Origin of the sequence: Mesobacillus maritimus (assembly GCF_023715205.1) — a bacterium.
In the GTDB taxonomy this organism is placed as follows: domain Bacteria; phylum Bacillota; class Bacilli; order Bacillales; family Cytobacillaceae; genus Mesobacillus_B; species Mesobacillus_B maritimus_C.
This window is the reverse complement of sequence record NZ_JAMBNR010000002.1, coordinates 279608-295102: the sequence shown is the minus strand read 5'-3', so window position 1 is coordinate 295102 and position 15495 is coordinate 279608. Positions and strand designations below refer to the sequence as shown.

The 15495-nt window shown below is 41.2% G+C and carries 14 protein-coding genes, 1 pseudogene and 1 riboswitch; of the genes and pseudogenes, 2 read left to right on the top strand and 13 right to left on the bottom strand.

The window, feature by feature from the left end:
- Nucleotides 1-90 precede the first annotated feature (90 nt).
- The 3 genes from M3182_RS03820 to M3182_RS03810 all read right to left on the bottom strand — a co-directional run bounded on the left by M3182_RS03820 (nt 91) and on the right by M3182_RS03810 (nt 2236).
- Nucleotides 91-471: a YkvA family protein gene (locus M3182_RS03820; RefSeq protein ID WP_251556584.1), complete on the bottom strand. Its 381-nt coding sequence runs from the start codon at nt 469-471 to the stop codon at nt 91-93.
- 592 nt (nt 472-1063) lie between these two features.
- Complete coding sequence (locus M3182_RS03815; RefSeq protein ID WP_251437267.1) at nt 1064-1318, bottom strand: hypothetical protein; 255 nt, start codon at nt 1316-1318, stop codon at nt 1064-1066.
- 21 nt (nt 1319-1339) lie between these two features.
- Nucleotides 1340-2236: an acyl-ACP desaturase gene (locus M3182_RS03810; protein WP_251437264.1), complete on the bottom strand. Its 897-nt coding sequence runs from the start codon at nt 2234-2236 to the stop codon at nt 1340-1342.
- Between the two features lie 378 nt (nt 2237-2614).
- On the opposite strand from M3182_RS03810, the gene M3182_RS03805 reads away from it, so the two are divergent.
- On the top strand, nt 2615-3019 hold the full coding sequence (locus tag M3182_RS03805; protein WP_251556582.1) for a hypothetical protein: 405 nt from the start codon (nt 2615-2617) through the stop codon (nt 3017-3019).
- A 54-nt stretch (nt 3020-3073) separates the two neighbouring features.
- On the opposite strand, the gene cobT is transcribed toward M3182_RS03805, so the two are convergent.
- The 9 genes and pseudogenes from cobT to M3182_RS03760 all read right to left on the bottom strand — a co-directional run bounded on the left by cobT (nt 3074) and on the right by M3182_RS03760 (nt 13632).
- The gene (gene cobT, locus M3182_RS03800) at nt 3074-4123 is read right to left on the bottom strand and encodes a nicotinate-nucleotide--dimethylbenzimidazole phosphoribosyltransferase (protein WP_251556580.1); all 1050 of its coding nucleotides are present in this window, start codon (nt 4121-4123) and stop codon (nt 3074-3076) included.
- A 270-nt stretch (nt 4124-4393) separates the two neighbouring features.
- Nucleotides 4394-4568, bottom strand: a riboswitch (cobalamin riboswitch).
- 131 nt (nt 4569-4699) lie between these two features.
- A complete protein-coding gene (fdhF, locus tag M3182_RS26335; protein ID WP_349775419.1) occupies nt 4700-6613 on the bottom strand; it encodes a formate dehydrogenase subunit alpha in 1914 nt (637 codons plus the stop codon).
- A gap of 6 nt (nt 6614-6619) precedes the next feature.
- A pseudogene (locus M3182_RS26330) lies at nt 6620-6781 on the bottom strand (hypothetical protein); the annotation flags it as partial.
- A 7-nt stretch (nt 6782-6788) separates the two neighbouring features.
- Nucleotides 6789-7619 (bottom strand): formate dehydrogenase accessory sulfurtransferase FdhD, encoded by an 831-nt coding sequence (gene fdhD / locus M3182_RS03785; protein WP_251556572.1) that lies wholly within the window; start codon nt 7617-7619, stop codon nt 6789-6791.
- A 54-nt stretch (nt 7620-7673) separates the two neighbouring features.
- Complete coding sequence (locus M3182_RS03780) at nt 7674-8939, bottom strand: L-lactate MFS transporter (protein ID WP_251556565.1); 1266 nt, start codon at nt 8937-8939, stop codon at nt 7674-7676.
- 176 nt (nt 8940-9115) lie between these two features.
- On the bottom strand, nt 9116-10477 hold the full coding sequence (locus tag M3182_RS03775) for an SLC13 family permease (protein WP_251556563.1): 1362 nt from the start codon (nt 10475-10477) through the stop codon (nt 9116-9118).
- Between the two features lie 180 nt (nt 10478-10657).
- On the bottom strand, nt 10658-12163 hold the full coding sequence (locus M3182_RS03770) for a tripartite tricarboxylate transporter permease (protein WP_251435200.1): 1506 nt from the start codon (nt 12161-12163) through the stop codon (nt 10658-10660).
- Between the two features lie 21 nt (nt 12164-12184).
- Nucleotides 12185-12634: a tripartite tricarboxylate transporter TctB family protein gene (locus tag M3182_RS03765; protein WP_251435199.1), complete on the bottom strand. Its 450-nt coding sequence runs from the start codon at nt 12632-12634 to the stop codon at nt 12185-12187.
- An 11-nt stretch (nt 12635-12645) separates the two neighbouring features.
- A complete protein-coding gene (locus tag M3182_RS03760; protein WP_251435197.1) occupies nt 12646-13632 on the bottom strand; it encodes a tripartite tricarboxylate transporter substrate binding protein in 987 nt (328 codons plus the stop codon).
- A 255-nt stretch (nt 13633-13887) separates the two neighbouring features.
- On the opposite strand from M3182_RS03760, the gene M3182_RS03755 reads away from it, so the two are divergent.
- Nucleotides 13888-14277 (top strand): hypothetical protein, encoded by a 390-nt coding sequence (locus M3182_RS03755; protein WP_251435195.1) that lies wholly within the window; start codon nt 13888-13890, stop codon nt 14275-14277.
- 299 nt (nt 14278-14576) lie between these two features.
- On the opposite strand, the gene M3182_RS03750 is transcribed toward M3182_RS03755, so the two are convergent.
- A complete protein-coding gene (locus M3182_RS03750) occupies nt 14577-15431 on the bottom strand; it encodes a LysR family transcriptional regulator (RefSeq protein ID WP_251435193.1) in 855 nt (284 codons plus the stop codon).
- Nucleotides 15432-15495: the final 64 nt, after the last annotated feature.

Genomic DNA, 15495 nt, shown 5'->3' with positions numbered 1-15495 from the left:
TTACCACTACTACGTACATCTTGCTTAATGAATCTCTTAATTAGTCCTTCAACAAAAAAACACGTTGACCCTCCTGGATCAACGCACCCACTAGTTGAATATCTGATAAACTTTTAGGATAACCCACAACAAAATGATGCACCAAAACAAAATAATGAGTGAACCTACAACCCAATTTTTCGGTTTTCCATTTTTCATCATTTCTTTTGCTTTCTCTTCACATTCTGATCGTACTTCAGTAGGAATCATCTTCAATGCAAACAAGATACCTAATGGAACGATAAGAACATCGTCTAAATATCCCAATATCGGTATGAAGTCAGGGATCAAATCAATCGGACTAAACGCATAAGCTACAACACAAATTGAAAATATTTTCGCATACCAAGGTACTCTTTCATCTTTGTAAGCGAAGTAAAGGACAAAGATTTGCTGTTTTAATTTTTTCGCCCATGCCTTTATTTTCCCCATAAAAAGTGTTCTCCCTATTTATAAAATCAAAATACTGTCCTTATTTTTAATAGGCTCTTTTCGTAAAGATTGTTGTTAAAATCCTAAAGCCGATTTTAACGCAAAATAAGCAATTTTTTTCGTTCATACTAAGTTTGCTGGCTCTTTTCTTCTGATTTAAAGTTACTTTCCAGCGAAAACACGGCTGATTTTTTTCTTTTATCTCTAAAAACAACAAAGTTTGAGAAAAGAGCCTTTTAATAAGACATTCCTGCCCGTTCGTTTAAGAACATCCTTTCACCACTCTATTAAATTTATTTTACCCTAAAACTCCCAACTTTCTTTTACTAAATAAGGAAAGTATCTTGTTCCGTCATCGAAATATGAATGGACAACAGTTACGTTGCAAAACACTCTCACGAATTTTGTTCCCTAAGGGCGTCACAGGAGACCGGGACAGTACCTCCCCCCCGTCCCTTCGCTCTACAACCTAAAAAGAGCCTCCTAATAAGGAGACTCTTTTTGAACTCTGCAACGACAAGTTAACCTAGGAAAAAAGTAGAAAAAACAATGGACTTGGAGGCAGCACGAGCCTCAAGAAATAGCCAAAGAATTAACTTTCAACCTCGAGAATCGCTTCAATTTCTTCCTGGATTTCTCTATCCACTGCAAGAGCACGTTTTTTTCTCAATTCAAGATCAATTTCTTTGTCAATAAAATCATTGGTATGTTTGTCAAAACAATCGTAGCAGATCGAGTAAAAATCCTTTTGCTCTTTCTTTAAAAAATCAAATTCCCACGTTTCTAGTTCTAAATAACTGACTTTGTCCTTCGTTTCTTTTCCACATAATTCACAATTTGTTTTCATGATTCATAACCTTTCATACATCTACTTATTATTTTTGGCTAACTGGCGATCTCTGATTCTTTTTAAACGCCCGTGATAGTTTAAAATATTTTCTTGTGATTGTTTGGCCTCTGCGCTCGTAGGTTGCAAGTTCGCAATATCCCAATACGTCACAACAACATCCAATACTTGATCAAAGTATTGCAACGGTCCATAATTCGCATCGATTGCAATGGTTTTCATTCTCTCATTAAAGTCCGGCATAACAGCACCCGGCATGGAGAAATTAATAATCACATCTTCAAAAAACACAAGGAAATTCGGGTCAAGCTCAAGATGTGCTTTCACTGTGTCGCGATAGAATGCATAATGAAGGGCTTCATCTTTCGCTAAACGTCGAAGCAAGGTAGCTAAATCCTTGTCGTGCGGACCTGCGATTCTAGCTACATTATTATAGAAAACGAGAGTAGCTAACTCTTGCAATGACGTATAGGCCATTGTCGCCAGTGGGTTCGTGAAGTCTGGAAACCATCCGTTTTCAACTACCCGCTTTCGTAATTCATGCAATCTCGCAGGATTGACGTTTCGTGTTACCAACAAATAGGTTTCTAGTAAGTTCGAATGCTGGTCTTCTTCTGCCGTCCAAGTATGAACAAAATCATTAATGACATCCATTGAATTCTTAAACGTGTAGTCCAAATGCGAAGTATACCAAGGCAAATTCACTTCTGTCAGTAACGCGGTTTCGATTGCAACAACCACACCTTCTGGAAGAGTGACCTGACTTTCATCCCATGGCACTCGTTTAAATGACATCGCCTTGTCCCACGGAATAAATTCATGGTAGCTCCAATCAATATTGGCAGAACGTTTCTTATGTAATTCATATAATTCTTTAATGCGCGGTTCTAACCGCCGATCCAAGTCTGAATTTAACATAATCAATACTCCTTATTTCTTTAGTTCATCTGAATATTCACAACTATTATAATCTAAATAATAATAAAAAGACAGCAAACCTCAGATATTGTCGAATTTTGATTTTAGATTCAGAAACGACAAGGCACTATCATCCCGATATTAACCGGGACATATGCCCATGTCCTTTCTTAGGTACTCCTACAACCTTATCGACATTTAATAGGATGATCAAAAGTGTTCTTAAAACTTAATAGTTTAATTCTTTTATAATCTGTATTAGTTGTATATCCATTTGCATATAAAGATGAATGTGTGGATCGTTTTATAAAATTTCAGAATGTATAATAAATAAAACTCTTAAGGAACTATTACTTCAAAAATAGAGGGGGAAAAAAGATGTTTGCATGGATTCGGTTGGCTGAATTGTTGTTAGGAATCATTTTTTTAGGTGCAGGGTTAAATGGATACGTTGTGTTATTTGGCTTTGAAGCATTTGCTCCAACCAGTCCCGAAGCTATGGAGTTTTTAGGAGAAGGTTATTTCCTGGCTTTAGAGAAAGGAGTAGAAATCATCGCTGGGGTCTTCTTATTGATTCGCAGGTTTGTTCCCCTTACATTAATGATTTTAGCTAGCATCATTGTCAATATAGTAGCCTTTCACCTATTTGTCGATTCTGATTTGCTTCTATTGGCCTTATTCGTTACAGTTCTAGAGGGAATATTAGTATGGCACTACCGCGAAAGTTATAAGGAGCTTTTAAAAAGTAAACCGAAAGTTTCCACATTGAAAAGCGGCAAATAGGAAAATGGGAACCAGGGACAGTCTCTGTCCCTGGGTAATGTTCCGAACCCTACATTAAATTGGTAAGCCAACCTCGTCAAAAGTAGCCATATGTTTGATCACGCTTCCTGCAGCCTCTACAATCGGGAACGCTAAAGCTGCTCCAGATCCTTCCCCAAGGCACATCCCCATATTTAACATTGGTTCAATTCCTAATAGATCACTAGCCATTCTAGCTCCTGGTTCTGCGGATGCATGGGAGACGATGAAATATTCCTTCGCCTTCGGTTCAATAGACGCTGCAATTATGGCAGCAACTGTTGAAATATAGCCATCCACCACGACCGGAATTCGATTCGCCGCAGCTCCAAGCATCACCCCTGCCATTCCGCCGATTTCCAGCCCTCCTAGCTTGGCAAGAACATCGATCGCATCAGCTGGGTTTGGCTTGTTGATACTAATGGCTCTCCTAATAACCTCTACTTTATGTTCAATACCACCTCTACCAACCCCAGCTCCCCTGCCCGTAATTTCTAAAGGGTCGCAATTACCTAAAACAGATAAAATGGCTGTACTTGCAGTCGTGTTGCCAATCCCCATCTCACCCGTACCAAGTAAATGGATCCCTTTTTGGGTTTCTTGATTCACGATTTCAATTCCTACTTCTAACGATTGGATCGCCTCTTCCCTTGTCATGGCAGGACCTTTTGTCATATTGTCCGTACCATGTTTTATTTTCCGTTTGATTACTCCGGCATCATCTGGGATTTCCCCTTTTACCCCAATATCTATTGCAACGATATTCGCCCCTGAAACCTTACCGATCGCACACACACCTGTTAATCCTTTTGGGAACAATAAGGTTTGTGCGAATGTGACCTCTTGAGGGTTGCTTGAAATCCCTTCTTCATAAACACCATGATCAGCCGCCATCACAATGACTGCTTTTTTGTCAATAACGGGATTTATCTTTCTGGTAATTCCAACTAACTGGACAGCAATGTCTTCCAATTTCCCCAAGCTTTTAGAAGGCTTAACCAAGTTATCCACTCTTTCCCTTGCCTTGGCCATCATCTCTTCGTCCAAACTTTCAATTCTATCAATGGTGTTTTCCAATAATTTCATTCTTGTCTCTCCTTTTTTATAAAAAGCTGTTCTCGTAAAATTGTTGTTAAGATCCTAAAGGTGATTTTAACGTCAAGTAAGCATTTCACTAAGTGACTACTTAGTTAGTAAGCTCTTTTCTCATCATGTAACGAACTTTAGAATGGAATCATAGCTAATTATTCTAAATTTATTTAAAAAGCAACAATCTTTGAGAAAAGAGCTTTATAAATAAAAAAAGTCTGCAGTTTATTTCAATCGCAAATAAACTACAGACTTTTCCATTATCTATAATATTGTAGCAAATAGGCAGGTCTCCTGGCTTAGGATCATTGTTTTATTCACCTTCCCAGAATGATTCCAGTGGCATTTCTAATAAAACTCCCCTTTACAGTGGCGGGACCGCTGAAGATTTACACTTCATTCCCTATTCTCCCCTAAGGGCACCTACTGCTTTTATTCAATTTTCTATTAATATACAAAATTATAAATGAAGGATCGAAAACAGTAAAGTGGTTAAACAGATTGCTTATTGCTCCAATAACTAGACCTTAACTGAAAATTGGAACGGATCTCTATGCGTCCTTTCCCACATTGTTACTCCACTATATGGTCAGGTTCGTTAAGAAGAGCACATTTCTCAATCTTCACAGCACAAGCTTTAAACTCAGCGGTTCCGGCAAGCGGATCCGTTGCGGAATTGGTTAACACATTTGTACTCGCTTGGTCGGGGAAATGAAAGGACATAAACACTAACCCTACTGGTTGCTTTTTACTAATTTTGATTTTTGTAACCAGACTGCCTCTTCGCGAACTGACTTTTACTTGCTCCCCGTCTATGAACCCATATTTCGCCGCATCGTCGGCGTGAATCTCTAATGCTTCTTCGGCGTTTTTCACTTTTTTATAATCTCGCGTTTGAACTCCGGTATTGTAAAATTGAAGTCTGCGCCCAGTCGTTAGCATCAACGGATATTCTGCATCCGGTTCTTCCGCAGGTGGTTGATAATGCGTCGGCATAAATTTTGCCTTCATCCCAACGTCATCGGACCACAATCGACTATGGAGATATGTGGTCCCAGGATGATGTTCATCAGGACATGGCCATTGAAGACCTCCCTCTTCATCGATCCGTTTATACGTGACACCAGCAAAATTCGGAGCAAGCTTGCGAATTTCCTCCCAAATGTCTTCTGCACATTGATACTTCCAATTCGCTCCCATTTTTTTAGCAATATCTTGGACAATCTGATGATCATGGCGAGACACACCTGGGCCTTTTAGAGCCGGACGAACCCGTTGAATCCGACGCTCCGAGTTGATCAGCGTCCCGTCGTTTTCCGCCCAACCTGTTGCCGGAAGCACGACATCAGCGAGCATCGCCGTTCGAGTCATAAGGATGTCCTGCACAACAAGAAAATCAAGATTCTTAAACACTTTTTCAACATGATTTCCATTCGCATCCGATTGAACCGGATTTTCGCCAATTACATAAACTGCTTTTATTTCCTCATTCTCCATCGCTTCAAGCATTAACGTTTGGTGCTTGCCGATTTTTTCTGGAACTGGAGTGCCCCATACTTGTTCATGCAGTTTTCTTCCTTTAGGATCATCGTAATTCCAGCCTCCAACAAGACGGTTCGGCAAAGCGCCCATATCTCCACCGCCTTGAACATTGTTTTGTCCGCGCAGCGGATTTAACCCAGAGCCATACTTGCCGATATGACCCGTTAACAACGCTAAGTTTATGAGTGCAAACACATTTTCCGTTCCATTATGATGTTCGGTAATCCCTAATGTCCAACAGATTGTAGCTTTATCTGCTTTTGCATAAAGCCGCGCAATCTCCCGGATATCCTCCGCTGGAACGCCCGTCACTTGTTCCGCAAATTCTGGCGTATAGGTTTTCACTTCTTCTTTATATTTCTCAAATTGGTCGGTCGCTTTTTGAACAAAATCCTGATGAACCAACCCTTCTTCGATAATGACATGCCCCATTGCATTCGCTAAAGCAATATCGGTTCCAACCCGAACCGGCAGCCACTTGTAAGCCAATTTCGTTTGATCAATTTGACGAGGATCAATGACGACCATTTTGGCCCCTTTTTTAATCCCGCGCCGCATATGATTAAAAATGATCGGGTGACATTCTTGCGTATTGCTTCCCCAAACCACAATCACTTCGGTGTCTTCAAGTTCATCATAAGACCCCGTAGCAGCGCCCATTCCAAACACAGTCACCAGACCGGTGACGCTCGGAGCGTGTCAGGTTCGGTTGCAGCTGTCAATATTATTGGTCCCGATCACTGTTCGCATGAATTTGCCAGCCAGGTAGTTCAGCTCATTGGTCGACCTTGATGAGCTAAAACAACCGAAAGCATCTGGTCCATGTTTATCTTTGATCTCTGCAAATTTCGTGGCAATCAAGTTCAATGCTTCTTCCCAACTAGCAGGTGTTAACTCGCCATTTTTTCTGATTAACGGCTGAGTTAATCTCCGGTCACTATGAATATACCCCCACCCGAGCGCCCCTTTTACACAGGTTTCCCCATGGCTGGATGGGTTTTCCTTATATCCTTTGACTTTGCTAATCTTTGAATCTTCCACTTCGACGACAAGTCCACATCCTGTTCCACAAAAACTGCAAATCGTTTCCACTTGATTTGGTTGAGCTAGCATGCCGTTTTCATTCCCCCTCTTCTTTATTTTTATCTGAATTTAAAAAAGTCTCGACAATTCGATCTGGCCTTGTATACACATTCAAAGAATTTTTCCGAATAAAACCAACCGTCGTCATACCCAGTTCTTCGGCAAGGTCAAGAGCCAATTCAGTTGGTGCCGATTTTGATAAAACAACCTCACAGCCGATTTTCGCAACTTTCGTAATAATCTCTGATGAAATTCGTCCGCTAAACACAATCACTTTATCTTTTAAAGAAATGTGGTGACGAAGACAGTAGCCGTATAGTTTATCGAGTGCATTGTGGCGCCCAACATCCAGCCGTGACAGCACCACCCCATCTTTCGTACACAGCGCCGCATTGTGGACCCCGCCTGTTTCTTTAAAAACTTCTGAACTACTATGCAATTCTTCCATTAATCGAAAACAATCATTCACCGATAATTGAACGTTGATTTGGTTAAAATTGCGGGACAGTCGCGCATCATTAAAGAAGACAAATCCCTGTCTGCTTTTCCCACAGCAAGACGTGATATACCGTTTGGAGTGGAATTTTTTATACAAAATATTGGTATAGTTTGTTTTCACATGAACAAATCCTTCTCTTTCTTGAATCCATAAATCTTCGATGTCGGCAATGGTTCTGATTACGCCTTCGGAGGCTAAAAAGCCAACTACGAGATCCTCAATGTATTCGGGTGTACAAACTAAAGTAGCAAATTCAGTTTGATTCAATTTGATCGTAAAAGGTTGTTCAGTCACAATGAAATCTTCAACTTTTTCGATGATTCCATTTTGATAACGGGTAATGGTTCGTTTCTTTCTCGTTTTTTTCACGGTAATTTGGTTTCCTCCCCCGTACGCAAAAGCAAAATAGGAAAAAACTAGTGGTTAGACTTTAGCAGTGATTTCTGACGACTTTTGTTTTCGAAGCTTGGCAATGTCCACACGGATGAGCAAGGAAATCAAGAAGGCAAGAACAAATAATCCCGCGAAGAACGATAAACTGCCTGCGTATGTTCCGGTTGTATCTTTGATATAAGCGGCAAACAACGGTCCCACTAAACCTGCGGCTGCCCATGCGGTTAAAATATAGCCGTGGATGGCACCAAGCTGTTTCGTCCCGAATAAATCCCCGATATAAGCTGGGATGGACGCAAATCCTCCGCCGTAGCATGTATAAATGATCGCGAGCATCACCTGGAAGAGAAGTGCATTGGTTGTGTGTGGAAGCATGAAAAACAATCCGATTTGTAGGACAAAGAACGTGGTATACGTATTTGGACGGCCAATATAATCGGACACAGATGCCCAGCCAATCCGGCCTAACCCATTAAAGATGCCAATCGCCCCAACCAGCGCAGCAGCGGCCGCTGTACCAATGCCAATCGACTCCATCGCAATTGGTTTCGCCACCGCCAAAATCGCGATTCCACAGGTCACATTGATAAACAGCATCAGCCATAAATACCAAAACCGCGTTGTTTTTACGGCTTCGTTCGCCGTTAGCTGTGACAGATCCATTCGTGGTTTCGCTTCCCCGGACTCCACTTTTTCCTTATATCCCTCTGGCATCCATCCTTCCGGCGGCTTTTCTAAATAGAGAGACGATGCTGCCATTAATATGAAGTAAGCGCTTCCTAAAATAAAGAACGCATTGGCGACCCCTACACTTTCAATCAAACTATTCATAATTGGACTCGAAACGGCGGCAGCAAAGCCAAATCCCATGATTGCAAGACCTGTTGCAAGCCCGCGCCGGTCAGGAAACCATTTCACGAGCGTCGAAACCGGGGCAATATACCCAACTCCAAGACCAATCCCGCCTAATACCCCGTAAAAGAGATAAAGCAGCATTTTTGATTCGAATAAGACGGCAATCCCGGAACCTGCAATGCCGATTCCAAAAAACGTCGCCGCAAGCAATCCAGACTTTCTTGGGCCATGTTTTTCAACATAATGACCGAGAAACGCAGCCGACAGACCTAAAAATAAAATGGCGATACTAAAGGTAAGCGCTACTTCCGAATCGGACCAACCAAACATATTTTTTAATGGGACCGTAAAGTTACTCCAAGCGTATACAGAGCCAATCGAAATGTGGATCCCAACTGCAGCCGCAGCAATCAACCAACGATTTTTTCTCGTTTCAGCCATACGCATTTCCCCTTTATAAAAAATTTGGCAGACCCAAAATCTCCACGCCTTAGACAAAAATCCGCTGCTATAACTGTATGTCTATTTCGATCGAAAAATTCTCGTGGGACAGGGGGACAGGTACATCGTCCCGGTTTCACCGGGACATTGTACCTGTCCCCCTGTCCCTCCCCTCTCTACCAATAAAACAAAAACGCCCCCAAAATAACCCCAATCCACAACACACACGAAACCATCCCCACGCGGAATAAATCTTTTTCGGTAAAATGTCCGTATGAATAGCTGATGATGTGAACAGGTGATTGGGTAATGAAAAAGAACCCTGGAATACCGGCAAAAAATACGGCTTTTGCGAGCGTTAGAGAGGATACCCCGTCCAAGGCACTGCCTAATGAGAGGGCAAGTGGTAGCATGATTGCTAAAAACCCTAATACATTTACAAACATGACTCTCATGAATGAAGTTAACAGCACCAAAATCAACACAATCATCACGGGGGTTTGTGTGACGAGAAAAGCATTTAAATATCCTGCCAGCCAATCAATCGTCCCCGTTTTTAACAACATCCCTGATACCATTAAGGTCGAAGCAAAAAACAGAAAGATATCCCAATTGACCGACTTGCGAGCATCTTCCCAAGCCCACACACCGATTTTCGGAAAAACCGTGAGACAGGCCCCTAACAATCCAATTAACGGAATCGAATAGCCATGCAAACTTTGCGTCACCCACAAGATCAGCACGAGCAGCATAATCGCGAGCATTTTCTGTTCATTCACACTCATTTTTCCAAGTTCCGTGATTTTTTCTTCAATCAGCTCTAAGAGAAGTGCTTTGTTGATCTTCTCAGGTGGAAACATCAAGATGAACACCATCCAGAGGAAAAAAGAAAACACGACGATTGGTACCCCAAACAAAAGAATCCACTCTATGTATTCAATTCGATGACCGGCATCGGAAAACAAGCTATACGCATAAATCGTTGAACTCGCTCCCGTCGCGATAAAAGCACCTGTGATGGGCACCAAATAGACAATGCCAATAAACAGCGATTTCGCTAGGTTACTAGTTGTATTGATTTTATTCAAACTTCTAATTAAGCTATCAAGCACCGAAGACAGCAAGCTCGCTTTCCCTACATTCGAGGGCACTAGGACCGAAAGAATAAAGACTAATAGAAATGAAATAAAAATCAACGCCTTGCTTGCCCCGCGGGATGCTTTTAAAATGCTTAAAGACAACCGGTCTGCTAACCCTGTATCAATAAACGCACGCGAAAAAATAAACGTCGCAAACAACAGCCAAACAACATCTGAAGAAAAATACGTCAATGTCTCCTCATAACTGAAAAAATGAAACGAAAACAACAGCATAACCAACAGCGAACTATAAGCGAGCGAGAACACTTTCCCCACCCATAAGATTTGAATCATAACCAATGCGACAAGCGCTTGAATTTTATCATCAAATGAAAAAGGGAAAATAAAAAAGAAGAGATACAACAGAATGGCTAACGCTAAAAGAATTTTCTTTTTCATACTCATAACTCCTTGGTGGGACAAGGGGACAGGTACATTGTCCCGCGGTTTGGAAATCGTTCGGGACAATGTACCTGTCCCTCTGTCCCGCAGTTTGTACGTAATCGAATCAGTGCACTGTTCTCTTGCCCGAAAGGAAAAATCCACCATTTTGTTTGGTGGATTTTTCTTGAATGAGTACTAAGCAGAAATGCCTTTTTCCTCATCTTTTTGCTTTTTCCTTAACAGTTTGATTAGTAATGGATAAAATAACGACAACACTGTCACGATGATCAACGTGATACTAATTGCGGAATCAAAGAAGATTCCAAAACTGCCGTTTGATGCCGTAAGTGCCATTCGGAAATTCTGTTCCATATCGCCGCCAACAATAATCGCAAGGACGAGCGGAGCAATTGGGAAGTCCATGATTTTCATAAACAGCCCGATGACTCCGAATAACAATAACATGAAATAATCAACCGTACTGTAACTTAATGTGTACGTTCCAATGAAAGCAAGAATGATGATGATTGGATAAAGAACTTTTGCTGGTGTATCCAATATTTTAATCAGCAAGCCAACAAGCAGAATGTTGATAATAATCAACGCGATGTTTCCGATAAACATACTGTTGATAAACGTCCAAACCATTCCAGGGTCATTTTCAAACAACATTGGACCTGGTCGGATTCCGAGCATAATTAACGCTCCGAGCATAACCGCCGTTGTTCCTGAACCTGGGATTCCCATCGTTAACAATGGAATCATCGCACCGACGGAAGCGGCATTGTTGGAAGATTCAGGAGCCGCTAAACCTTCAACTGCACCGTTCCCGAATTCCTCCGGCTTTTTCGATAATTGCTTTTCAGTCGAATAACTCATCATCGAAGCAATCGAGCCGCCCGCTCCCGGAAGCACGCCGACAATAAAGCCTAACGGAGCATTTCGTATAATCGGCCACTTGGATCGTTTCCAATCTTCTTTAGTAAACCAAATTCTGCTCACTTTTTTCTTTTCTTTCATGCTGTCTTTATCGATTGTAAGGAAGTTGTAGAAAACTTCTCCTACCGCATACACCCCGATAATGACAATCAAAAATTCAATTCCTTCACTTAAATGAGGAATATCCATTGTAAAACGGTGAACCCCGGTTTGAGCGTCAATTCCAATCGTACTGATTAATAAACCAAGGCACATCGCAATAAATCCTTTGACCATCTTGCCAATTGATAAAGAAACAATCGCTGATAATGTTAACAGCATCAATAAGAAATATTCTGCTGGACCAAATTTCAACGCAAAACTAGCCAGTGGTTCTGCTAAAAAGATAAACCCAATTGCCGCCAAAATCCCTCCGATGAAGGAAGCGACAGTTGAAATCGCCAAGGCTTCCCCTGCTCTACCTTGCTGAGCCATCGGATATCCATCGAACGTTGCGGCGATGGCCGACCCATCCCCTGGGGTATTTAATAGAATCGAACTTCGCGAACCGCCATACATGGCACCATAATAAATCGCTCCCATTAAAATCAATGCACTAGTTGGATTCATCCCAAAAGTGACCGGAATCAGGACTGCAACCGCTGTCGCTGGTCCTAATCCTGGAAGCATTCCGACAATCGTTCCTAAAAATCCACCGATGACAATCCAAAAGATGTTTGCCGGTTGTAAGACCGTATGAAATCCTTCCACAAAAGCTTCCATTTACCTTCCTCACCTCCGTTCTTACGGTAAACTTACTCCTAATAATTCACTAAAGCCGTACCAAGCGATGAAGGAAAAAGCAAAGGTCACAATCAGATTGACCATCCACTTTTTCACGCCATTTACGTAGAATAATAAGCCTCCTAAGAAAATGACCGTTGAAATTAAGAAACCTAGTGTTTCAAAGATTAGGGCATAAATGACTCCTAACACAATCGTGACACCAATTAGTTTTAAGACTCTTCCTTCAAAAAGCGCTTTGATGTTTTTATTTTCTTCATTTAATGTTTTCAATTCGTTAAAAAGATAGATGACACTAAGAACCAACATGAAAACACTCAATCCAATTGGGAAGTATAATGGCCCATTTGGATTACCAAGGTTCGCTCGCGGAATCGAGAACGAACTGATTAAAAAGGTGAGGCTGATGAGGATCATCGCAACTGGCATCCCAATTTTTACAGCTTTCATCGTATCTCCCCTTATTCAACTAATCCAGAGTCATCAATCAACTCTGAATAAAGCTGCTCTTGTTCTTCCATAAACTTTTTCGTGTCTGCACTCGTTTGATAGAAATCATCCCAGTCGTTATTTTCAAGCAACTCTTTCCACTCATCGGTTGCAGCCATTTCGCTTAACTTCTCATCCCAATAGTTGATTTCTTCTTCGGTCATATCCGGAGGTCCCATGATACCTCTCCAGTGCGGGAACACCATGTCAATTCCCTCTTCTGTTAGCGTTGGAACATCCTCCAGTTCTTCTAATCTTTCTTCTGAAGAGACAGCTAGAATTTTAAGCTTTCCAGCAAGATGCTGTTCTTTTGTTTCTGATAATGAAGTCGTAATCACGTCCACATGCTTTCCTAAAAGAGCTGTAACCACATCTCCGCCACCGCCATCATACACAAGGAAGTTCAAGTCTTTCGGGTTAACCTCTTTCATCGCTGCAGCTTGTACAAATGATAAGTGGTCATCGTTTCCTAAACCAGGTCCAACCCCGATTTTAATCGACTTTGGATCTTCCTTAATCGCTTCTAGTAAATCATTGATGGTTTCATACGGTGAATCAACTGGTACAGCAATCGATTGCCATTCCGTTGCTAGTGTTGCTAACGGCGTAAAGTCTTCGTGTGTGAGTTTGCTTTGGCCTAACAAGTTATTGGTTAAAAGCAAACTTGAGTTCACCGCTAGATAGTGAGAATCTTTTGGATGAAGATAATTCCAACCAACTTCTCCGCCGCCACCTGGCTTATTGATAACGTTAATATTGCTATCTACTAACTTATTATCTCGTAAAATCTTTTGAACCGAACGAGCAGTTAAATCCCAACCACCACCAGGAGATGCTGGGGCAACAATTTCAATGTTTTTCGAAGGATACTCCGCCCCTCCGTCTGAAGATGAACTACTAGACGAACAAGCTGAAAGGAATAATGCAGCGGATAAAACAAATAAACTTAATTTCTTCATAATGTCCTCCTTTTCTACTATCTGTATGTTGTTTACTGATTTTATTTTAATTTCAGAATTTTGCTATGTAAACGTTTTCAAAATAAGTCACATTAAAAATGTAAAAATAATATTGTTCATAATGTTCACGCTGTGATGGTTTTCACAATTTTATTCCTTCTCGATCTGAACGAGTTTGACATTGGATAGACAACTAACCATATTATGGGAAATACATACCATAACAAAGAAGAACATGGTTAGGAGGAATGCAACTTGTATCATCCTTATAGTGGAATCGTTTATAATCCGTATGTTTATTCATACCCTCGGCCGAGCTGTTATCAACAATGCAGGAGATATGGATATAGCCACGAAACTTGCGTTGTTGCATGTAGAACACATCCATATTTATATCAAGGAACCACCACATACTCTCCACCAATGCAGCCTACAGCGATGCCATCCGACACTGTTGGCACATGTGCCTATTTTCGGGATTTAATCGAAACACTCAGAAGCCAGATAAGCGCGTTACATTCAAGGTGGCATTTAGCCACCACTCAAGCAGAGAAAGACGCCATCTCTAGGGAAATTGATGAACTATCAGGGCAACTCTCTTCCGCGGAGTATGAATATAGTTGGATGTACTGTGCTTCAAGGTAATGTTGCTGCAAGGCATGGCCTTGTGCTCCTGTAGCTGAATCCGACATTTCCCCGTTCATACCGGCAAAAAGCGAAATTATTCTATCTCATTCTATACACTCTTTACAGGGTGTATTTTTTTTTATGTCATCCTTCGATCATCACCTATCTAGTATTTGCTAGCTTCTTTATATTAATTGATAGCTTTCGCTAGTTGAAAATATCTTGGAGCTAGCAGCTGTGAATGTAGGTGTATTTCAATGACCACCCTATTTTTTCTCTATCAAACTACTAAAATACCCTTCCCCTTCAACAAAAATCTAAACCTCTTTTTTGATAAATTCAATAAATGCCTTAGCAGGTGACAGCTCCATTGCATTTTCATTGAAAACAAGCCATGTTTGCCGGGTTAATTTTTTATCACCTAAGATAAGCTCCGTGGTGAACAGGTCGGGATAGCCTTTTAAGCAGATACCCGGAAGAAGCGCGTAACCTAAGCCGTTTAACACCAGTTCACGGCATGTATCAATAATGTCGACTTCCATTGTAACCTTTGGAGCGACATCAAAATTTTCTTTCCACCAGTGATCAATCGAACTTTTCAAAGACAAATCTGTCGTGTAATCAATTCGCGGCAAATCTGGCAGCTGATCGATTTGAACCTCATGTTTCGAAACAAGGTAAATGCTTTCTTCTTCAATTAACACTTTCGGTCCCTTCCAGTCATAAGGGTCGCGAACAATCCCAACGGTTGCTTCTTCTTTATGTAGCATCTGCAACACTTCGTAGCTAAAACCTGTTTTCAAATGCAAATCAACTTCAGGATATTGAGTTAAAAAGGCGGCCAACCTGTTCGGAAGCTCATACCTTGCATAGGTCTGGGAAACGCCGAGCCTAAGTTTTCCTTTAATTTGGCCGTTCAGGCTATTCAAATAATCCTTTGTTTTCGTCAGCTCCCGAAGCATTTGGTCTGCATAGTGAACCAAATATTCTCCTTCTGTCGTAAAATCAACGCCGCGCTTTCTTCGGGCTAAAATTTTGACGCCAAATTCCTTTTCCAGCTGCTGAATGCGGTACGTTAGCGATGGCTGAGAAATGTATAATTGTTCCGCTGCTTTCGTGATATTTCGTTCTTTATAAATGGTTTGGAGCATTTTCCAATCTTTTTCGTCCATCGTACACCTCACCTCGTTCTTTTTATATTATAAAAATTTTCTATCGTTCACAATAGAATATCAA

Coding starts and splice junctions, on each gene's coding strand:
- M3182_RS03820 (WP_251556584.1), bottom strand. CDS start 471: ATGGGGAAAATAAAGGCATGGGCGAAAAAATTAAAACAGCAAATCTTT.
- M3182_RS03815 (WP_251437267.1), bottom strand. CDS start 1,318: ATGAAAACAAATTGTGAATTATGTGGAAAAGAAACGAAGGACAAAGTC.
- M3182_RS03760 (WP_251435197.1), bottom strand. CDS start 13,632: ATGAAGAAATTAAGTTTATTTGTTTTATCCGCTGCATTATTCCTTTCA.
- M3182_RS03765 (WP_251435199.1), bottom strand. CDS start 12,634: ATGAAAGCTGTAAAAATTGGGATGCCAGTTGCGATGATCCTCATCAGC.
- M3182_RS03805 (WP_251556582.1), top strand. CDS start 2,615: ATGTTTGCATGGATTCGGTTGGCTGAATTGTTGTTAGGAATCATTTTT.
- M3182_RS03810 (WP_251437264.1), bottom strand. CDS start 2,236: ATGTTAAATTCAGACTTGGATCGGCGGTTAGAACCGCGCATTAAAGAA.
- M3182_RS03780 (WP_251556565.1), bottom strand. CDS start 8,939: ATGGCTGAAACGAGAAAAAATCGTTGGTTGATTGCTGCGGCTGCAGTT.
- M3182_RS03770 (WP_251435200.1), bottom strand. CDS start 12,163: ATGGAAGCTTTTGTGGAAGGATTTCATACGGTCTTACAACCGGCAAAC.
- M3182_RS03750 (WP_251435193.1), bottom strand. CDS start 15,431: ATGGACGAAAAAGATTGGAAAATGCTCCAAACCATTTATAAAGAACGA.
- cobT (WP_251556580.1), bottom strand. CDS start 4,123: ATGAAATTATTGGAAAACACCATTGATAGAATTGAAAGTTTGGACGAA.
- M3182_RS03775 (WP_251556563.1), bottom strand. CDS start 10,477: ATGAAAAAGAAAATTCTTTTAGCGTTAGCCATTCTGTTGTATCTCTTC.